Consider the following 19,225-nt stretch of genomic DNA (forward strand, 5'->3'; position numbering starts at 1 on the left):
GAAAAAACGGAAGTACATCTTTGTGAAAAGTGTGCACAGGAAAAGGGCGATTTGTTTATGATAAATGGAGGTTCGGGCTTTGCCTTTAATAATCTATTAGCCGGTCTCTTAAATATCGATCCTACTTTTCAAAAAACAAATCAAAACCCTTTCCATCAGGAAGAAATTTTCCAATGTGAGCAGTGTTCGATGACTTTTCAGCAATTTTTAAAAATTGGCAGATTTGGATGTGCTCATTGTTATGAAACTTTTAAGGATCAGCTGGAGCCTGTTTTAAGGCGCCTGCACAGCGGAAACGGGGCACACAACGGGAAAATCCCGAAACGAATCGGCGGAGGTATTCAACTCCGGAAACAACTTGAAGAATTGAAGTACAAGTTAAGGGAAATGATCCTCCAGGAGGAATTCGAGCAGGCTGCCATGATCCGTGATGAAATCCGAATTTTAGAAAAGACATTATCAAGCAGTCAAGAGGGAGGGGAATAACGTGTCGCTTGAACGATTTATTAATCAAGCTGTCAGCTCCTGGATGAGTGCAGAAGGACCTGATTCAGATATTGTTCTGAGTTCACGGATCCGATTAGCTCGAAACTTTGAGGATTATAAATTTCCAACCTTGTTTTCGCCTGAAGAAGCAAAAGCGGTTATTTTTAAAATGGAAGAGGTTTTAACTGAATCTAATTTAAATAAGTTTGGGCCAATGGAGTTATTAAAAATTGACACGCTGCAGCCGCTTCAGAAACGTGTGTTAGTGGAAAAGCATCTAATTAGCCCTCACTTAGCAGAGGATTCATCCTATGGAGCCGTCCTGTTAACTGAAAATGAAGAAGTCAGTATTATGATTAATGAAGAAGACCATATTCGAATTCAGTGTTTATTTCCAGGACTGCAGTTATCTGAAGCATTAAATGCTGCGAATGAAATTGATGACTGGCTTGAGAGTCAGATTCAATTTGCTTTTGATGAAAAGCTTGGCTATTTAACAAGCTGTCCGACCAATGTTGGAACAGGTCTCCGTGCCTCCGTCATGATGCATTTGCCGGGATTGATTTTGACTCAGCAGATTAACCGGATTATTCCTGCAATCAATCAGCTGGGACTGGTGGTAAGAGGAATTTATGGAGAAGGCAGTGAAGCGCTCGGCAATATTTTTCAAATATCGAATCAAATCACTCTTGGGAAATCCGAAGAGGACATTGGGCGCGATTTAAAAGGGGTTGTCAGCCAGTTAATTTCACAAGAAAGGTCGGCACGTGAAGCATTACGAAAAACTTCAAACATACAATTAGAAGACAGGGTGTTTCGCTCCCTAGGCGTTTTAACCAACAGCCGAATCATTGAATCGAAGGAAGCTGCCAGATGCTTATCCGATGTACAGCTTGGAATTGATATGGGCTATATTTCGAATATGCCTAAGAATATATTAAATGAATTGATGATTTTGACCCAGCCTGGATTCTTACAACAGTATGCCGGCGGACCATTAAGGCCGCAGGACAGAGATATTAGACGTGCTGCATTAATAAGAGAACGACTAAAAATGGAATAGGATAATGGTGAGGAGGAAGGGAATATGATGTTTGGACGTTTTACTGAAAGAGCTCAAAAGGTTTTAGCGTTAGCACAGGAAGAGGCAATCCGTCTTGGCCATAATAATATTGGAACTGAACATATTTTATTAGGATTGGTTCGTGAAGGTGAAGGGATTGCGGCAAAAGCATTATACGGCCTGGGATTAGGCTCGGATAAAATCCAAAAGGAAGTCGAAAACTTAATCGGCAAAGGCCAGGAAACTTCGCAGACTATTCACTATACTCCAAGAGCCAAAAAAGTGATTGAACTGTCAATGGATGAAGCGCGAAAACTGGGACATTCCTATGTTGGAACGGAGCATATTCTGCTTGGATTAATCCGTGAAGGTGAAGGGGTTGCAGCGAGGGTACTGAACAACCTGGGAGTCAGCTTGAATAAAGCCCGTCAGCAGGTGCTGCAGCTTTTGGGCAGCAATGAGTCAGGGGGGCATCAAGGCGGGGCATCTGTCAGTGCTAATACTCCGACACTTGATAGCTTGGCGCGTGATTTAACGGCGATTGCTCGGGAAGGAAGCCTTGACCCGGTTATTGGCCGCAGTAAAGAAATTCAACGTGTTATTGAAGTGTTAAGCCGGCGCACCAAAAACAACCCGGTATTAATCGGGGAGCCGGGCGTTGGTAAAACAGCTATTGCTGAAGGGCTGGCTCAACAAATTGTGAATAATGAGGTTCCGGAAATTCTTCGCGATAAACGGGTGATGACGCTTGATATGGGAACGGTCGTTGCCGGGACCAAATATCGCGGTGAATTTGAGGATCGCTTGAAAAAAGTAATGGATGAGATCCGCCAGGCGGGAAATATCATTCTCTTTATTGATGAATTGCACACTTTAATTGGTGCAGGAGGGGCTGAAGGGGCCATCGATGCTTCCAATATCTTAAAGCCATCGTTAGCTCGCGGTGAACTTCAATGTATTGGTGCCACTACCCTTGATGAATACCGAAAATATATTGAAAAGGATGCTGCATTAGAGCGCCGCTTCCAGCCGATCCGCGTGGATGAACCGACATCGGAAGAATCCATCCAAATTTTACAAGGCTTGCGGGACCGTTATGAGGCCCACCATCGTGTGTCGATTACGGATGAAGCGATTGAAGCAGCTGTAAAGCTGTCTGATCGATATATTTCCGACCGCTTTCTGCCGGATAAAGCGATTGATTTAATTGATGAGGCAGGATCCAAGGTGCGGCTTCGTTCCTATACAACACCGCCAAATTTAAAGGAATTAGAAGTGAAGCTTGAGGAAGTCCGTAAAGAAAAGGATGCCGCAGTTCAAAGTCAGGAATTTGAAAAGGCTGCTTCCTTAAGAGATACTGAACAGCGTTTACGTGAACAATTAGAAGAGACGAAAAAGACTTGGAAAGAAAAGCAAGGAAAAGAAAACAATGAAGTAACAGTAGAAGATATTGCGAATGTTGTTTCAAGCTGGACGGGAGTACCTGTCTCAAGACTTGCCCAAACAGAAACGGAGAAGCTGTTGAATTTAGAATCGATTCTCCATTCTCGTGTAATTGGACAGGAAGAAGCAGTCATAGCCGTTTCAAAAGCTGTTCGTCGTGCGCGGGCAGGTCTAAAAGATCCGAAACGTCCAATTGGTTCTTTCGTATTCCTTGGTCCAACAGGAGTAGGGAAAACCGAATTAGCCCGTGCGCTTGCAGAAGCGATGTTTGGTGATGAGGAAGCGATGATTCGCATTGATATGTCTGAATATATGGAGAAGCACTCTACCTCTAGGCTGGTTGGTTCTCCTCCAGGATATGTAGGATATGAAGAGGGTGGACAATTAACGGAAAAAGTAAGAAGAAAGCCATATTCCGTCATCCTTCTGGATGAAATTGAAAAGGCCCATCCAGATGTCTTTAATATTCTTTTGCAGGTCCTTGAAGACGGCCGCTTAACCGACTCAAAGGGCAGAACCGTTGATTTCCGAAATACGGTGCTCATCATGACTTCAAACGTCGGTGCAGAGGCATTAAAACGAAACAAATATGTCGGCTTTAATATCCAGGATGGAGCACAAGACTACAAGGATATGAAGGGAAAAGTGATGGAAGAATTGAAAAAGGCCTTCCGTCCTGAATTCTTAAACCGGATTGACGAAATTATCGTGTTCCATGCTTTAGAGAAGAAGCATTTAGAAGAGATTGTTACTTTATTGTCTGAGCAGCTGGTAAAACGATTGAGGGAACAGAATATTACGCTTGAGTTAACGGAAGCGGCAAAGGGTAAGATCTCGCAGGAGGGCTATGATCCGGAATACGGAGCTAGACCGCTGCGCCGGGCTATTCAAAAGCATATCGAGGACCGCTTATCGGAAGAATTATTAAGAGGTACAGTTTTAAATGGTCAAAATGTTATAATTGATGTAGATAATGGTGAATTTACTGTAAGAACGGCGGAACTAACTAAATAGATTTGCCTCGGATTTTCATCTAGCTTTACTAGTCGCATTACCAGGGGGTACACGTTCATAAAGCTTCATCGTGTACCTCTTTATTTTTTTTGAATGGAAGGTTGGAAAGAATGGTAAAGCGGAAAACAAAGTTTATGTGTCAGGAATGCGGGTATGAATCTCCGAAATGGATGGGAAAATGCCCTGGATGCGGACAGTGGAATAAGATGGTGGAGGAAGTTGAGGTAACGGGTGCGAATAGAAGGGCTGCCTTTACCCATTCACAAGGAATCGTCGCAAAGCCCACACCCATCACATCGATTGAAACAGAGAGTGAACCAAGAATATTAACCGATTTACATGAACTAAACCGAGTGCTGGGCGGCGGTGTTGTAAAAGGATCATTAGTATTAATCGGCGGCGACCCGGGGATTGGGAAGTCCACACTGCTTTTGCAGGTATCGTCACAGCTTGCGAATAAGGGAAACCAGGTGCTCTACATATCCGGGGAGGAATCATTACGCCAGACTAAGCTCAGAGCTGAACGTTTAGGAATCTCTTCTGAAAATTTGTTTGTTTATGCGGAAACAAGCTTAGTGGAAATTAACCGTACTATAGAAAATACGAATCCTGGATTTGTCATTATCGATTCCATTCAAACCGTTTATCATCCGGATGTTACATCAGCGCCGGGGAGTGTTTCGCAGGTTCGTGAATGCACAGCGGAGTTAATGAGAATTGGGAAAACGAAGGGGATTGCTATTTTTATTGTCGGACATGTTACAAAAGAAGGCTCGATTGCCGGCCCGCGGTTATTGGAGCATATGGTCGATACGGTTTTATATTTTGAAGGAGAACGGCATCATACCTATCGGATTTTAAGGGCTGTAAAAAACCGATTTGGTTCAACGAATGAGATGGGAATTTTCGAAATGAAAGAATTTGGTCTCGATGAAGTGGCTAATCCGTCTGAAATTTTCCTTGAAGAAAGGTCAAGGGGGGCGGCAGGCTCGACTGTTGTTGCTTCCATGGAAGGGACACGCCCTGTTTTGGTGGAAATTCAGGCGTTAATTTCACCAACTAGCTTCGGGAATCCGCGAAGAATGGCAACTGGTATTGACCATAACCGGGTCCCGCTCTTAATGGCCGTTCTGGAAAAACGCGTAGGTATGCTCCTGCAAAATCAGGATGCTTACCTAAAAGTTGCCGGCGGAGTAAAATTAGATGAACCGGCCATCGATCTCGCTGTAGCTGTAAGCATTGCTTCCAGCTTTCGTGATAAACCGACAAGGCCGACAGACTGTATCATTGGGGAAGTGGGCTTAACAGGGGAAGTCAGAAGGGTTTCTCGTATAGAACAACGGGTTCAGGAAGCGGCAAAGCTCGGATTTGAACGAGTTATCTTGCCGGCTAATAATCTAACCGGATGGAAGGGACCAAAGGGAATAGAGCTTATTGGTGTTTCATCTGTAAGCGAAGCATTAATGGCAGCGCTAGGAGGATAGTGAATGGATAGTAAAAAACTGGGGGAACAAACGGTTAGTGAGGTATTGCAATTTATTGCTCCGGGGACACCAATTCGGGAAGGAATTGATAATGTTCTCAGGGCAAATACCGGGGGGCTAATCGTTGTTGGTTATAATGATAAGGTGAAGAATATTGTCGATGGCGGATTTCAAATAAACTGTTCTTTTTCGCCTAGCTTTTTGTATGAGTTAGCCAAAATGGATGGTGCGATCATCCTGAACGATTTAGGGAATAAAATACTTTTTGCGAATGCACAGCTTGCACCAGATTCGGATATTCCATGCTCAGAAACGGGGATGCGCCACCGGACAGCAGAAAGGGTAGCTAAACAAACAAAGGCCCTTGTGATTGCCATCTCGCAAAGGAGAAATGTCATTACCCTGTACCAGGGTAATTTCCGCTATGCCTTAAGAGATATCGCCGTAATTTTAACGAAAGCCAATCAAGCGATTCAAACGCTTGAGAAATATAAAGTTGTTCTCGAACAAAGTATTACGAATTTAAGTATTTTGGAATTTGAGGAGTCTGTTACATATAATGATTTTCTGCTGGTCCTTCATCGCTTTGAAATGGTTCTAAGGATTAAGAAGGAATTATTAACCTATCTGAATGAACTGGGGACAGAGGGCAGGCTGATCCGCTTGCAAATGAATGAAATTTTAACGGAATTAGAAGAGGAAATGATGCTGATCATCAAGGATTATTCCTTTGATAGAGAGATTAAGTCCAGGGAGATAATCCATCGTCTGCAGGCTATGACCAATAACGAAACAATTGATGACTTGGTCCTATTAAAAATGATTGGGTACCAAGGTTATGTTCATCTCGATGAAAATAAAAGTCCGCGAGGGTATCGTATCCTACATAAGATTCCACGGCTTCCGGCGGTCATCATCGAAAATATAATCACCAGCTTTGGCGAGCTTTCAAAAATTATTTATGCTACCGTCGAAGAGTTAGATGATGTTGAAGGAATTGGGGAAGTACGGGCAAAGAAAATAAAAGAAGGTTTTAAATTAGTTAAGGAACGGCTAAATACTGAACGGCATTTTTAAAAACCGTCTAAATTCTTTTCCAAATCTTTGACATATCCTTTTCAAAGGTGCTACCCTATTGGAAAGAAATGTTGATTGTGGTAATCGAAATTTTATTTCATTATGATTACATTTTGGAAAAATAATCATTAAACAAAGGTTTCAATTTTATGAATCTGTTTATAATGAGTAGAGGAGGTGAGGGAATGTTAAAACGAATCGTTCAAGCGTGCTTCCTTATTATCGGAGGAACATTAGGAATACTATTAATCCCTGAACTATTGCAATTAATGAAAATGAATGACATTCCAATTATCAGCAACTCGTATGTCACGGCTTTATTAGGTGCAATTATTTTTTATCTTCTTACCTTTTGGGCAGTTGATTATGTATTTGATTTTATTAAGTGGGCGGAAGATTCACTGGTAAAAGTACCGGTAACTGACGTGCTCTTCGGCAGTATCGGCTTAATTTTTGGCCTGGTAGTCGCTTTTTTAATCGGCTTTGCCCTTAATGCGGTACAAGTACCGATTCTTCATACGGTCGCTCCCATTTTATTGACACTATTGTTTGGGTATCTTGGTTTTCAGGTAGGTTTTAAGAAGAGGGATGAACTATTAAACCTCTTTACGAACCGGATTGGCAAGAAAAAATCAAGCGAAGATGAGAATGAAAAATCAAGCCGCCAATCCTTGAAGATTTTAGATACAAGCGTTATTATTGACGGCCGGGTGGCGGATATATGCCAGACAGGCTTTTTAGAAGGGACGATCGTGATTCCCCAATTTGTGCTGGAGGAATTGCAGCATATTGCCGATTCATCGGATGTTTTGAAACGAAATCGCGGCCGAAGAGGGTTGGATATTCTCAACCGAATTCAAAAGGAACTTGCGATAAAAGTGGAAATTTACGAAGGTGATTTTGAAGAAATTCAAGAGGTTGACAGCAAATTAGTGAAGCTGGCAAAACTGACAAATGGCATTCTTGTCACGAATGATTTTAATCTGAACAAAGTTTGTGAATTGCAAAATGTTTCCGTTCTAAATATCAATGATTTAGCCAATGCGGTTAAACCGGTGGTGCTTCCAGGTGAGGAATTATCGGTACAGGTCATTAAAGATGGCAAAGAATATCATCAAGGTGTTGCCTACTTGGATGATGGCACGATGATTGTTGTCGAAGAGGGAAGAGAATATATCGGAAAAAGAATTCAGGTTCTTGTTACGAGTGTTCTTCAAACATCAGCCGGCAGAATGATTTTTGCTAAACCAAAGTTATTGGAAAAAGCGCTATAAGAAGATTTTTAGATTGGGGTTTTTTTATGGCTTACCAAGTCATTATCCCTGCTGCTGGCCAGGGGAAGAGAATGGGGGCGGGGAAAAATAAGCTTTTAATTGAGCTTAATGGAATCCCTGTTCTGATCCATACTTTAAGGGTGTTTGAGGAAGATGAGCACTGTGAGGGAATGATTTTAGCCATCCATCATCAGGATGAAGCAGCATTTAAAGCCTTGCTGACAAAATATAACATACACAAGGTGAAAAGATTGGTTCCTGGCGGAAAGGAACGTCAGGACAGCATTTATCAGGCATTAAAAACGTTTGACAGCGACGGGATCATCCTTGTCCATGATGCAGCCCGTCCTTTTATTCTTAAAGAGGCAATTTTACGGTTAACAGAAAAAGCAATGGAAACCGGCGCAGCAATCATTGGAGTGCAAGCGAAGGATACGATGAAAACTGTACGCAATGGAACGGTCGTAGAAACGGTCGAACGATCTAGCTTGTGGGCTGTTCAAACCCCACAAGCTTTTCGCATGTCCATCTTATTAAAAGCCTATGAAAAAGCAGAACAGGATGGTTTTTTAGGAACGGATGACTCAAGCTTAGTCGAGAGGATTCCTTTTCCGGTAATGATGGTAGAAGGCGATTATGATAATATTAAGCTTACAACTCCAGAGGATTTATTTTTTGCTGAAGCAATATTAAAAAAAAGAAAAGGTGAACAGTAATATGTTTCGAATTGGTCAAGGGTTTGATGTCCACCAACTTACTGAAGGTCGTCCGCTTATTATCGGAGGAATCCGGATACCTTATGAAAAAGGATTATTAGGTCATTCCGATGCAGATGTTCTATTGCATACGATTTCGGATGCATGTCTGGGGGCAATTGGGGAAGGGGACATTGGAAAGCACTTTCCGGATACAGACCCAAACTTTAAGGACGCTGATTCCGCCAAGCTGATGGAGCATGTATGGAAGCTGGTTAAAGAAAAAGGGTACGAGCTGGTCAATACCGATTGTACAATCATTGCGCAAAAGCCGAAGATGGCGCCTTATATTGAACAGATGAAGGTGCGGATTGCTGAATTACTCGAAGCCGCCTCCGATCAGGTCAATGTAAAAGCCACCACAACAGAGAAACTTGGCTTTACCGGAAGAGAAGAGGGAATTGCGGCTCAGGCTGTTGTGTTATTAAAGAAAATAAATGCTTAATCTTTATGCTTCACAGTGGTAAAATAGACGAGGTGAAAACTGAAGTTAACAGGAGGCTTCATGCTAATGTCAAACCAAGTACGTGTAAGATACGCTCCAAGTCCAACAGGACATTTACATATCGGAAATGCCCGTACGGCATTGTTTAACTATTTATTTGCCCGCAATAAAGGCGGTAAGTTCATTATCCGCATTGAAGATACCGATAAAAAACGGAATATTGCCGGCGGTGAGGAAAGCCAATTAAAATATTTAAAATGGCTTGGAATGGACTGGGATGAAAGTGTCGATATCGGCGGTGAATTCGGCCCGTACCGTCAATCTGAAAGAAATCATCTGTATGAAACCTACTACAATCAATTGCTTGAGAGCGGCCAAGCCTATAAATGCTATTGCACGGAAGAAGAATTGGAGGCAGAACGCGAAGGCCAGCTTGAAAGAGGCGAAAACCCGCAATATTCTGGGAAGTGCCGTCATTTAACTGCTGAACAGCTCAGCCACCTGGAAAGCGAAGGACGCCAGCCAAGCATTCGAATCGCTGTTCCTCAAGGAAAAACTTTTACATTTGACGATATGGTTAAAGGGGTTGTTTCCTTTGAATCCGAAGGAATTGGCGACTATGTAATCGTGAAAAAGGACGGTACTCCGACCTATAACTTTGCGGTTGCCATTGATGATCATTTGATGGAAATCTCCCATGTATTACGTGGTGATGACCATATTTCCAACACGCCGAAACAATTGGTAGTTTACGAAGCACTAGGCTGGGAGCCGCCAATTTTCGGGCATATGACGCTGATTGTAAATGAAAGCAGAAGGAAATTAAGCAAACGCGATGAAACGATTATTCAATTCATCGAGCAGTATGAAGAATTAGGTTATCTGCCGGAAGCATTATTTAACTTTATCACTTTGCTGGGATGGTCACCTGCAGGGGAAGAGGAAATCTACTCCAAAGCGGAATTTATCGAGCTGTTTGATGCAGACCGCCTGTCCAAATCTCCAGCCTTATTTGATCAGCAAAAGCTTGAATGGGTGAATAACCAATACATGAAAAAGGTAGAGCTTGAAAGAGTTTATAATCTTGCTGTTCCCCATTTAATTAAAGCAGGGCGATTATCTGAGAATATGACAGAAGCAGAGCAGCAATGGGCGAAAAACCTCGTTTCTCTTTTTCAAGAAAGAATGAGCTTTGGAGCAGAGATTGTGGAACTGACGGATATGTTCTTTACGGATGAATCAGAAAATGAAGAAGAGGCAAAGGAAATCCTTTCTGGTGAAACCGTTCCGGAAGTATTGAAGGCATTTTCCGCTGAGCTTGATCAGCTTCCAACGTTTAAAGCAGAGGAAATAAAAGCAGCGATGAAAGCTGTCCAAAAATCGACTGGTCAAAAGGGAAAAAATCTCTTTATGCCAATTCGTGCAGCCGTTACCGGTCAGACCCATGGGCCGGATCTCCCTCAAACAATTGAATTATTAGGAAAAGAAAAGGTACAATCAAGAATAAATAAAATTATCAGTTAACAATGGAGCGAAAATATAATATAGTAAAAGAAAGTAACTTCATAAGTATTAAAGTGTTGAAAAGGATAAGTAGAAAAATGAAGCTTGAAAGAGAGAACCATCAGCGGCTGAAAGTGGTTTAAGCCTCTCATTTTTTGAAATGCACCTTTGAGCCCCATTTCAAAAGGACTATTCCGAGTAGGTCTGGGCGGAACCGATCCGTTAACAGGTGGAGTGAGACCAGGAGGCATTTTTGCAATAGTGGTCTAATCAGAGTGGAACCGCGCACAAAGCGTCTCTGTCGATTTGACAGAGACGTTTTTTTATTGAACAAAGGGGGGAAACAACGGTGTTTAAAATGATGAAAGAAGACATTGGAGTCGTCTTTGAACAAGATCCGGCAGCTAGGAGCTATTTGGAAGTTATCTTAACTTATTCTGGTTTACATGCCATATGGTGGCATCGAATTGCCCATGTTTTATATAAAAGAAAATTTTATTTTATTGCCAGAGCCATTTCTCAAACTAGCCGTTTTCTAACGGGAATTGAAATTCATCCAGGGGCAAAAATAGGCAGGAGATTATTTATTGACCATGGCATGGGTGTTGTGATTGGGGAAACATGCGAGATTGGAAATAATGTTACCATCTTCCAAGGGGTAACATTGGGTGGTACAGGTAAAGAAAAAGGGAAACGGCATCCAACTATAAAAGACAATGCCTTAATTGCCACAGGTGCAAAAGTATTAGGATCGATCACAATTGGAGAGAATTCTAAAATTGGGGCGGGTTCTGTTGTTTTAAAAGAAGTTCCGCCAAATTCAACCGTTGTAGGAGTTCCCGGCAGAGTTGTCATTCAAGATGGAAGACGAATTAATAAGGACTTCAATCATTGTGATCTTCCGGATCCAGTTGCCGATCGGTTAATGGAAATGCAAAATGAGCTGAATCAACTAAAAAAACAATTGAAAGAATTAGAAGAGGAAAGGAACAATTTAAATGGCCATACAACTCTATAATACGCTTACTCGAAAAAAGGAAGTCTTCGTTCCGCTCGAAGAGGGAAAGGTCAAAATGTATGTTTGCGGACCGACTGTCTATAATTATATTCATATTGGAAATGCCCGTCCGGCTATTGTTTTTGATACCGTTCGCCGCTATTTATCTTACAGGGGCTATGATGTCGAATACGTCTCAAACTTTACCGATGTCGATGATAAGCTGATTCGCGCAGCAAACCAGTTAGGCGAAGATGTCCCGACTATAGCGGACCGTTTTATCAATGCTTACTTTGAAGATGTCACTGCCTTAGGCTGCCAAAAAGCGGATGTTCATCCGCGAGTGATGGAGAATATGGAGATCATCATTGAATTTATCAGCCAGTTGATTGACAAGGGCTTTGCCTATGAGTCAGAAGGAGATGTCTATTTCCGTACGAGGAAATTTGATGACTACGGAAAGCTATCGCATCAATCCATTGATGAATTGCGTGTAGGTGCAAGGATCGAGGTTGGCGAGAAGAAACAGGATGATTTAGACTTTGCCCTTTGGAAGGCGGCAAAAGAAGGGGAAATTTATTGGAACAGTCCTTGGGGAATCGGAAGACCGGGATGGCATATTGAATGCTCGGCCATGGCCAAAAAATACCTCGGGGAAACGATTGATATCCATGCCGGCGGACAGGATTTAACCTTCCCGCATCATGAGAATGAAATTGCCCAATCAGAAGCACTGTCCGGCAAAACATTTGCCCGTTACTGGATGCATAATGGCTATATCAATATCGACAATGAGAAAATGTCGAAGTCACTTGGTAATTTTGTCCTTGTTCACGATATTATCAAGAAGCATAATCCTCAGGTGCTGCGATTCTTTATGCTGTCTGTTCATTACCGCAACCCAATTAATTATAGTGAAGAGCTGCTGGGGAGCACAAAGGCTGCATATGAACGGATCACAACCTCCTATCAAAATTTACAGCACCGCAAAACGGCCAGCACGGATCTGACGGATAACAATCAGGAATGGCTTGATAAAATAAGTGATTTACACGAGCAATTTGTCAGGGATATGGATGATGATTTTAACACGGCCAATGCCATTTCAATCTTATTTGAGCTGTCAAAGCTGGCTAATTATTATCTGTTGGAAAAGAATACAGCCATTGCAGTGATTGATGCCTTCTTACTGGAATTTGAACAATTGTTTCATGTATTGGGATTATCCTTCGAAAAAGAAGAAATGTTGGACGAAGAGATTGATGCTTTATTGGAAGAACGAATTCAGGCCCGTAAGGATCGGAATTTCCAATTAGCAGACGAAATTCGGGATAAATTAAAGAGTATGAATATTATTTTAGAAGATACGGCACAAGGAACAAGATGGAAAAGAGGCTGATTCATGCTGGATTATGAGAATAAGGTGGACGCCAAACAATTGAATAGCCTGGCTCTTGCCTATATGGGGGATGCAGTTTTTGAAAACTATGTAAGGCGGCATCTACTGTTCAGCGGGCAGGTAAGGCCACATCAACTGCACCGTGCCGGTACCAAATATGTATCCGCAAAAGCCCAATGCCACATCCTTTTTCAGTTGATGGAGGATCAAGTGCTGACGGAGAGTGAAAAGGCTGTTGTCATGCGGGGGCGTAATGCAAAGTCCAATACGGTCCCTAAAAATACGGATGTTCAAACCTATCGATACAGCACAGCGTTTGAAGCATTGATGGGATACTTGTACTTAACTGGTGAAATGGAAAGGCTGGAGGAGCTTATTCAAAAGGCATTTTTATATGTAGATGATAGAAGGGAGGAAAAATAACATGGAATTGGAATACATCATTGGTAAAAATCCGGTAATTGAAGCGTTGAAGTCAAATCGGGATATCAATAAAATCCTCATTGCAGAAGGGTCGCAGCGCGGTTCGATGCAGCAAATAACCCAGTTGGCCAAGGAAGGGAATGTGCTCGTTCAATTTGTTCCAAAGAAAAAAATTGATCAAATTACCGATCAAAATCATCAAGGAGTCCTTGCCTATATTGCAGCCTATCAATATGCAGAACTGGATGATTTATTTACAGCTGCAGAGAAGAAAAATGAGCCGCCATTCTTTTTATTATTAGATGAAATTGAAGATCCGCATAACCTTGGCTCGATAATGAGAACGGCTGATGCGGTGGGGGCACATGGCATTATTATTCCGAAGAGGAGAGCTGTCGGTTTAACAGCAACCGTTGCTAAAGCCTCAACTGGTGCAATTGAATATATTCCAGTAGTCCGCGTGACGAATATGGCACGGACAATCGAGGAGCTTAAGGAACGCGGTGTATGGATTGTTGGAACAGATGCATCGGGAAAAGAAGATTACAGGCAAATAGATGGTACACTTCCGCTTGGAATTGTGATCGGCAGTGAGGGCAAAGGAATGGGCAGACTCATCCGAGATAAATGTGATTTTCTCATTCAATTGCCGATGGTAGGAAAAGTAACCTCTCTAAATGCTTCCGTTGCAGCTGCATTGCTCATGTATGAGGTATATCGAAAAAGACAGCCGCTTGAGGGATAGCGATGGATATCCTGCTTGTCGACGGCTATAACATTATCGGGGCCTGGCCGGATTTGAGGGATTTAAAGGAACGCGATTTGCCTGCCGCACGGGATCGATTAATAGAAAAAATGGCGGAATATCAGGCCTACTCTGGATTTCGGGTGATAGTTGTTTTTGATGCCCAATACGTTCATGGAACTGAGAAAAAATATAAAGATCACAAGGTTGAAGTTATTTTCACCAAAAAAAACGAAACAGCAGATGAGCGAATCGAAAAATTAGCCATCAGCCTCAACAATCGGAGAACGCAAATTCATGTTGCCACCTCTGATTTTACAGAGCAATGGGCCATTTTTGGACAAGGTGCCTTACGCAAATCAGCGCGGGAGCTGCTCATTGAAATGTCCACCGTTGAAAAAGGAATTGAAAAAAAGGTTAAGAAAATCAAAGAAAAAAGGCCCGTCTCGAAGATACCAATCAGCAAAGAGCTTGCAGAAATTTTTGAAAAATGGCGCAGAGATCAGAAGTAAGCGTTGACTATTCAAAAAATTCTGCAGTATAATAATCATATCTATGCTTGTTCGGTGGAGGGGATCTTAGTGGGTACAGACTTCGGGATAAAAATCAACGAACAATTTTTTTCACTGGAAGATGAAGAAATTGTAGACCTAGTGCACCAAGGCGAAAGTGAAGCATTGGATTATTTAATCCACAAGTATCGCAATTTTGTCCGTGCTAAAGCAAGATCCTATTTTTTAATTGGCGCTGACAAGGAGGATATTGTCCAAGAAGGGATGATTGGGCTTTACAAAGCCATCCGTGACTTTCGGGAGGACAAGCTTACATCCTTTAAAGCCTTTGCTGAATTATGTATCACCAGGCAAATTATCACGGCGATCAAAACAGCAACAAGACAAAAGCATATTCCTTTAAATTCATATGTTTCATTGGACAAGCCTATTTACGATGAAGAATCAGACCGAACACTTATGGATGTTTTATCAGGAGCGAAGGTTCTTGACCCGGAAGAATTGATCATTAATCAGGAAGAATTTGACCACATCGAGGTTAAAATGACCGAATTATTGAGTGATTTGGAAAGGAAAGTCTTAGCGCTTTACTTGGACGGGCAGTCCTATCAAGAGATTTCGGAGGAACTAAACCGTCATGTGAAGTCCATTGATAATGCACTGCAGCGTGTGAAAAGAAAGCTTGAAAGATATCTCGAACTCCGTGAATTTTCAATCTAGAGGTAATTTTGTCAGTTAAATGAATCTGTTCTCAGGGTTATTGACAGAAATTAGGGGAGCATGGTACATTTTTATAGATTAAAGAATGATAATTGAAGGTGTCGAAGTGAGTAAAAAAATTATCTTGGCATGCGTTGATTGCGGTACTAGGAATTACTCAACGATTGGGAAACAATTAAAATCGGAACGATTAGAATTGAAAAAGTTTTGCAAGGCTTGCAATTGCCATACAATCCACCGTGAAACAAAATAATTTTAATAGACTCTGGCAGTACTATTTACCTAGTTGGGGGTTACAGAATGCAACGCATAAAGAAATTCTTCAGTGATGTGCTTCGCGAAATAAGAAAGGTTAGCTGGCCAAGACGCGGCGAATTGACTCGTTATACGATAACAGTTATAACGACAGTTGCTTTTTTTGCCATATTCTTTGGCGTGCTAGATTTAGGAATTTCAAAATTGATTCGTTTAATTCTTGAATAATAAACGTTCATTCATGGTATAATGGTCATTAATAAGGAAATTTTTCTATAAAACCCGTTACTGCGGGTTTTTTCATTTGGAAAAAATTTTCGAATTCAGATAAATAGCATAGGGAGGGACGGACGCTTTAGTCCTCTTGAATGGAAAAAAACTGGTATGTAGTGCATACTTACTCAGGCTATGAAAATAAAGTAAAAGCCAATTTAGAAAAACGTGTTGAATCAATGGGTATGGCGGATAAAATTTTCCGCGTCGTTGTACCGGAAGAAGAAGAAACAGAAATAAAAAATGGTAAAAAGAAAGTTGTAAAACGAAAGGTTTTTCCTGGTTATGTGTTAGTTGAAATTGTCATGACGGATGATTCATGGTATGTGGTTCGAAATACTCCAGGGGTAACTGGTTTCGTTGGTTCTGCTGGTTCCGGTTCAAAGCCGACTCCGCTTCTTCCGGAAGAGGTAACCGTATTGCTTAAGCGCATGGGAGTAGAAGAAAAACGAATTGATGTGAATTATGAAATCGGTGAAACCGTCCGAGTGAAGGAAGGTCCATTTGCGAACTTTACCGGCTCCATTGAAGAGATGGAAAAAGACAAATCCAAGCTAAAAGTTCTAGTTAATATGTTCGGCCGTGATACGCCGGTAGAACTGGATTTTACACAAATTGAGAAATTGTAATTGAAAAAAACTTGAAATTGATTTTAAAAAGTGGTAATATTTCATAGGTCAGTATGTCTCCACTTGGAGACAAGACTATTTGTCAGTTCTTTATCTTTATATAAAGACAGATGCCTTGAGTGGGAGGGTAAAACCCTATTACCACATCACGGACTTTAAGGAGGTGTGTCTCGTGGCTAAAAAAGTAATTAAAGTCGTTAAATTACAAATCCCTGCTGGTAAAGCAAACCCTGCACCGCCAGTTGGTCCAGCACTTGGTCAAGCCGGTGTTAATATCATGGGATTCTGTAAGGAGTTTAACGCTCGTACAGCAGATCAAGCTGGTTTAATTATTCCTGTTGAAATCACGGTATTTGAAGACCGTTCATTTACATTTATTACGAAAACTCCTCCTGCTGCCGTTCTTTTGAAAGTAGCAGCTGGAATTCAGTCTGGTTCAGGCCAGCCTAACCGTAATAAAGTAGCAACAGTTAAGCGCGGAACAGTACGCGAGATTGCGGAACAGAAAATGCCTGACCTAAACGCAGCTAGCGTTGAAGCAGCAATGCGCATGGTTGAAGGTACTGCACGCAGCATGGGTATCGTTATCGAAGACTAATCCATGTAAAACAACTGTTTGATGTAATGAGGGGTTGCGGTGTTTTAATATACTCGCAACCTTTGTTTTGTCCGGCTGCGGCGCCAAGCCCCTCGAGTCGCTTCAGTCCTGCCAATGAAGTCAAAGAACGACTTCACTGTCAGGCCCTCCAGCGCTTGTCGGGGCTGGAACTGGCGCCTCCGCTTTTCGAAGTGGGAGTTGTCCAACGTTAAAACCACAATCTAGGAGGAAATAAAAATGGCTAAAAAAGGTAAAAAGTATTTAGAAGCTGCAAAGCTTGTAGATCGTACAAAAGCATACCCGATTGCAGAAGCAATTGAACTTGCAAAACAAACTAACTATACTAAATTTGATGCAACTTTAGAGGTTGCTTTCCGTTTAGGTGTTGACCCTAAGAAAGCAGACCAGCAAATCCGTGGAGCAGTTGTTCTTCCAAACGGTACTGGTAAAACTCAACGCGTATTAGTGTTTGCAAAGGGTGAAAAGTTGAAAGAAGCAGAAGCTGCAGGTGCTGACTTTGTTGGCGATACAGAATACATCAATAAAATTCAACAAGGTTGGTTTGAGTTTGATGTTATCGTAGCTACACCAGATATGATGGGCGAAGTTGGTAAATTAGGTCGTGTATTAGGTCCTAAAGGTTTAATGCCAAACCCTAAAACTGGTACTGTTACATTTGATGTAACACGTGCAATTAATGAAATTAAAGCAGGTAAAGTTGAATACCGTGTTGATAAAGCTGGTAACATCCATGTGCCAATCGGTAAATCTTCTTTCGAAAATGAGAAGCTTGTTGAAAACTTCAAAACTATTTTCGATACTATGCTAAAAGTTAAACCTTCAGCTGCAAAAGGTACTTACATGAAGAACGTAACAGTTGCTTCTACAATGGGACCTGGCGTGAAGGTAGATCCATCATCTGTTGCAGCAAAATAATTCCAGTTGACAATGTAGATTACATTTACTATACTAATTTATGTTGTTTAAATAAATAAACATTTGTACTGTAGACAGCAGGGGCTGAAAATGCTTAATCATCCTGCCGAGGTAATGCGATATAATTAGCTGATACTTTCAGTTGATCAATGCAGCCTCCATGTCCTGAACGTATGTGGAGGCTTTTACTTTGCCTGGTATAAATGTAGACAATCTACAGGAGGTGTAAAGATGAGCAATGCAATTGAATCAAAAAAATTAATCGTTGATGAAATCACCGATAAATTAAAATCAAGCGTATCAACAATTGTTGTTGACTACCGCGGCCTTTCTGTTGCTGAAGTAACAGAACTTCGTAAACAGCTTCGTGAAGCTGGAGTCGATTTCAAAGTTTACAAAAACACCATGACTCGTCGTGCAGCTGAAGCAGCTGAGCTTGCAGGTTTAAACGATGCATTAACAGGTCCGAACGCAATCGCATTCAGTGCTGAAGATGTAGTAGCACCAGCTAAAATTTTGAACGACTTTGCGAAAAAGCATGAAGCACTTGAACTAAAAGCGGGTGTAATTGAAGGTAATGTTGCGACAGTTGAAGAGATTAAAGCTCTTGCTGAACTTCCTTCACGCGAAGGCTTGCTTTCTATGTTACTTTCTGTACTTCAAGCTCCAATCCGCAATCTTGCTCTTGCAGCAAAAGCTGTTGCAGAACAAAAAGAAGAACAAGGCGCGTAAGTTAATCTTATCGCTACAATATTAAATCGAACGAAAACTAAGGAGGAAATTTAAAATGACTAAAGAACAAATCATTGAAGCAGTTAAAAATATGACTGTTTTAGAACTTAACGATCTAGTAAAAGCAATCGAAGAAGAATTCGGCGTAACTGCTGCTGCTCCTGTAGCAATGGTTGGCGGAGCTGGCGCTGCTGCTGTTGAAGAAAAAACTGAATTTGATGTAATCCTAGCTGGCGCTGGAGATCAAAAAATCAAAGTTATTAAAGTTGTTCGTGAAATCACTGGACTTGGTCTTAAGGAAGCAAAAGACCTTGTTGACAACACTCCAAAACCAGTCAAAGAAGGCGTTTCTAAAGAAGAAGCTGAAGCAATCAAAGCTAAGCTTGATGAAGTTGGAGCTAACGTTGAAGTTAAGTAATAAACCTTTAAAAAAGCTCGCTGTATAAGCGGGCTTTTTTTGGC

Annotated in this window: 22 protein-coding genes and 2 other annotated features (1 of these 24 cut by a window edge); all 22 genes read left to right on the plus strand. The window is 41.6% G+C overall.

Annotation, left to right across the window (positions count from 1 at the left end; translation table 11 throughout):
- On the plus strand, positions 1-486 hold the 3' portion of the coding sequence (locus tag ACZ5XR_RS27670; RefSeq protein WP_464499607.1) for a hypothetical protein. 63 nt of this gene lie to the left of the window's left edge; only the last 486 of its 549 coding nucleotides appear in the window; the start codon falls outside the window, past its left edge; the stop codon is at positions 484-486.
- A gap of 1 nt (position 487) precedes the next feature.
- The gene (locus tag ACZ5XR_RS27675) at positions 488-1,549 is read left to right on the plus strand and encodes a protein arginine kinase (protein ID WP_464499608.1); all 1,062 of its coding nucleotides are present in this window, start codon (positions 488-490) and stop codon (positions 1,547-1,549) included.
- Between the two features lie 24 nt (positions 1,550-1,573).
- Complete coding sequence (gene clpC / locus ACZ5XR_RS27680; RefSeq protein WP_464499609.1) at positions 1,574-4,006, plus strand: ATP-dependent protease ATP-binding subunit ClpC; 2,433 nt, start codon at positions 1,574-1,576, stop codon at positions 4,004-4,006.
- A 110-nt stretch (positions 4,007-4,116) separates the two neighbouring features.
- Positions 4,117-5,490 carry a DNA repair protein RadA gene (radA, locus tag ACZ5XR_RS27685; RefSeq protein WP_464499610.1) on the plus strand — a complete coding sequence of 458 codons (1,374 nt, stop codon included), beginning with the start codon at positions 4,117-4,119 and terminating at the stop codon, positions 5,488-5,490.
- A gap of 3 nt (positions 5,491-5,493) precedes the next feature.
- Positions 5,494-6,567, plus strand: coding sequence for a DNA integrity scanning diadenylate cyclase DisA (disA, locus tag ACZ5XR_RS27690; protein ID WP_464499611.1), 1,074 nt, complete (start codon positions 5,494-5,496; stop codon positions 6,565-6,567).
- Positions 6,568-6,752: 185 nt separating this feature from the next.
- Entirely contained in the window at positions 6,753-7,841 is a 1,089-nt protein-coding gene (locus ACZ5XR_RS27695) for a PIN/TRAM domain-containing protein (RefSeq protein ID WP_464499612.1), read from the plus strand.
- Between the two features lie 26 nt (positions 7,842-7,867).
- Entirely contained in the window at positions 7,868-8,557 is a 690-nt protein-coding gene (gene ispD, locus ACZ5XR_RS27700; RefSeq protein WP_464499613.1) for a 2-C-methyl-D-erythritol 4-phosphate cytidylyltransferase, read from the plus strand.
- A 1-nt stretch (position 8,558) separates the two neighbouring features.
- Positions 8,559-9,041, plus strand: a complete 483-nt coding sequence (gene ispF / locus ACZ5XR_RS27705; protein WP_464499614.1) for a 2-C-methyl-D-erythritol 2,4-cyclodiphosphate synthase — start codon at positions 8,559-8,561, stop codon at positions 9,039-9,041.
- 66 nt (positions 9,042-9,107) lie between these two features.
- Positions 9,108-10,565: a glutamate--tRNA ligase gene (gene gltX / locus ACZ5XR_RS27710; protein WP_464499615.1), complete on the plus strand. Its 1,458-nt coding sequence runs from the start codon at positions 9,108-9,110 to the stop codon at positions 10,563-10,565.
- Positions 10,566-10,612: 47 nt separating this feature from the next.
- Positions 10,613-10,847: a binding site (T-box leader), on the plus strand.
- A gap of 46 nt (positions 10,848-10,893) precedes the next feature.
- A complete protein-coding gene (gene cysE, locus ACZ5XR_RS27715) occupies positions 10,894-11,562 on the plus strand; it encodes a serine O-acetyltransferase (protein ID WP_464499616.1) in 669 nt (222 codons plus the stop codon).
- Positions 11,543-12,940, plus strand: a complete 1,398-nt coding sequence (gene cysS / locus ACZ5XR_RS27720) for a cysteine--tRNA ligase (protein ID WP_464499617.1) — start codon at positions 11,543-11,545, stop codon at positions 12,938-12,940. The genes cysE and cysS overlap by 20 nt, the downstream gene beginning before the upstream one ends.
- Positions 12,941-12,943: 3 nt before the next feature.
- Complete coding sequence (locus ACZ5XR_RS27725) at positions 12,944-13,363, plus strand: Mini-ribonuclease 3 (protein ID WP_464499618.1); 420 nt, start codon at positions 12,944-12,946, stop codon at positions 13,361-13,363.
- 1 nt (position 13,364) lies between these two features.
- Entirely contained in the window at positions 13,365-14,108 is a 744-nt protein-coding gene (rlmB, locus tag ACZ5XR_RS27730) for a 23S rRNA (guanosine(2251)-2'-O)-methyltransferase RlmB (protein WP_464499619.1), read from the plus strand.
- A 2-nt stretch (positions 14,109-14,110) separates the two neighbouring features.
- The gene (locus tag ACZ5XR_RS27735) at positions 14,111-14,620 is read left to right on the plus strand and encodes an NYN domain-containing protein (protein ID WP_464499620.1); all 510 of its coding nucleotides are present in this window, start codon (positions 14,111-14,113) and stop codon (positions 14,618-14,620) included.
- A gap of 69 nt (positions 14,621-14,689) precedes the next feature.
- A complete protein-coding gene (gene sigH / locus ACZ5XR_RS27740; RefSeq protein ID WP_464499621.1) occupies positions 14,690-15,340 on the plus strand; it encodes an RNA polymerase sporulation sigma factor SigH in 651 nt (216 codons plus the stop codon).
- A gap of 106 nt (positions 15,341-15,446) precedes the next feature.
- Entirely contained in the window at positions 15,447-15,593 is a 147-nt protein-coding gene (gene rpmG / locus ACZ5XR_RS27745; RefSeq protein WP_464499623.1) for a 50S ribosomal protein L33, read from the plus strand.
- A 47-nt stretch (positions 15,594-15,640) separates the two neighbouring features.
- Positions 15,641-15,823, plus strand: a complete 183-nt coding sequence (secE, locus tag ACZ5XR_RS27750; protein WP_464499624.1) for a preprotein translocase subunit SecE — start codon at positions 15,641-15,643, stop codon at positions 15,821-15,823.
- A gap of 140 nt (positions 15,824-15,963) precedes the next feature.
- Positions 15,964-16,497, plus strand: coding sequence for a transcription termination/antitermination protein NusG (nusG, locus tag ACZ5XR_RS27755; protein WP_464499625.1), 534 nt, complete (start codon positions 15,964-15,966; stop codon positions 16,495-16,497).
- A 172-nt stretch (positions 16,498-16,669) separates the two neighbouring features.
- Complete coding sequence (gene rplK, locus ACZ5XR_RS27760; RefSeq protein ID WP_223595882.1) at positions 16,670-17,095, plus strand: 50S ribosomal protein L11; 426 nt, start codon at positions 16,670-16,672, stop codon at positions 17,093-17,095.
- 237 nt (positions 17,096-17,332) lie between these two features.
- Positions 17,333-18,031, plus strand: coding sequence for a 50S ribosomal protein L1 (gene rplA, locus ACZ5XR_RS27765; protein WP_464499626.1), 699 nt, complete (start codon positions 17,333-17,335; stop codon positions 18,029-18,031).
- Positions 18,032-18,081: 50 nt separating this feature from the next.
- Positions 18,082-18,229 (plus strand) — a sequence feature (ribosomal protein L10 leader region).
- 33 nt (positions 18,230-18,262) lie between these two features.
- Positions 18,263-18,763 (plus strand): 50S ribosomal protein L10, encoded by a 501-nt coding sequence (rplJ, locus tag ACZ5XR_RS27770; protein ID WP_464499627.1) that lies wholly within the window; start codon positions 18,263-18,265, stop codon positions 18,761-18,763.
- Between the two features lie 55 nt (positions 18,764-18,818).
- Positions 18,819-19,181 carry a 50S ribosomal protein L7/L12 gene (gene rplL / locus ACZ5XR_RS27775; protein ID WP_464499628.1) on the plus strand — a complete coding sequence of 121 codons (363 nt, stop codon included), beginning with the start codon at positions 18,819-18,821 and terminating at the stop codon, positions 19,179-19,181.
- Positions 19,182-19,225 lie beyond the last annotated feature (44 nt).

This window comes from Neobacillus sp. Fa239 (assembly GCF_055395235.1).

Excerpts from the sequence above, each read along its gene's own strand:
- disA (WP_464499611.1), top strand. The coding sequence starts at position 5,494 with ATGGATAGTAAAAAACTGGGGGAACAAACGGTTAGTGAGGTATTGCAA.
- ispD (WP_464499613.1), top strand. The coding sequence starts at position 7,868 with ATGGCTTACCAAGTCATTATCCCTGCTGCTGGCCAGGGGAAGAGAATG.
- rplJ (WP_464499627.1), top strand. The coding sequence starts at position 18,263 with ATGAGCAATGCAATTGAATCAAAAAAATTAATCGTTGATGAAATCACC.
- rplL (WP_464499628.1), top strand. The coding sequence starts at position 18,819 with ATGACTAAAGAACAAATCATTGAAGCAGTTAAAAATATGACTGTTTTA.
- radA (WP_464499610.1), top strand. The coding sequence starts at position 4,117 with ATGGTAAAGCGGAAAACAAAGTTTATGTGTCAGGAATGCGGGTATGAA.
- gltX (WP_464499615.1), top strand. The coding sequence starts at position 9,108 with ATGTCAAACCAAGTACGTGTAAGATACGCTCCAAGTCCAACAGGACAT.
- cysS (WP_464499617.1), top strand. The coding sequence starts at position 11,543 with ATGGCCATACAACTCTATAATACGCTTACTCGAAAAAAGGAAGTCTTC.
- ACZ5XR_RS27735 (WP_464499620.1), top strand. The coding sequence starts at position 14,111 with ATGGATATCCTGCTTGTCGACGGCTATAACATTATCGGGGCCTGGCCG.
- rplA (WP_464499626.1), top strand. The coding sequence starts at position 17,333 with ATGGCTAAAAAAGGTAAAAAGTATTTAGAAGCTGCAAAGCTTGTAGAT.
- ACZ5XR_RS27695 (WP_464499612.1), top strand. The coding sequence starts at position 6,753 with ATGTTAAAACGAATCGTTCAAGCGTGCTTCCTTATTATCGGAGGAACA.
- ispF (WP_464499614.1), top strand. The coding sequence starts at position 8,559 with ATGTTTCGAATTGGTCAAGGGTTTGATGTCCACCAACTTACTGAAGGT.
- nusG (WP_464499625.1), top strand. The coding sequence starts at position 15,964 with ATGGAAAAAAACTGGTATGTAGTGCATACTTACTCAGGCTATGAAAAT.
- secE (WP_464499624.1), top strand. The coding sequence starts at position 15,641 with ATGCAACGCATAAAGAAATTCTTCAGTGATGTGCTTCGCGAAATAAGA.
- rlmB (WP_464499619.1), top strand. The coding sequence starts at position 13,365 with ATGGAATTGGAATACATCATTGGTAAAAATCCGGTAATTGAAGCGTTG.
- ACZ5XR_RS27725 (WP_464499618.1), top strand. The coding sequence starts at position 12,944 with ATGCTGGATTATGAGAATAAGGTGGACGCCAAACAATTGAATAGCCTG.
- clpC (WP_464499609.1), top strand. The coding sequence starts at position 1,574 with ATGATGTTTGGACGTTTTACTGAAAGAGCTCAAAAGGTTTTAGCGTTA.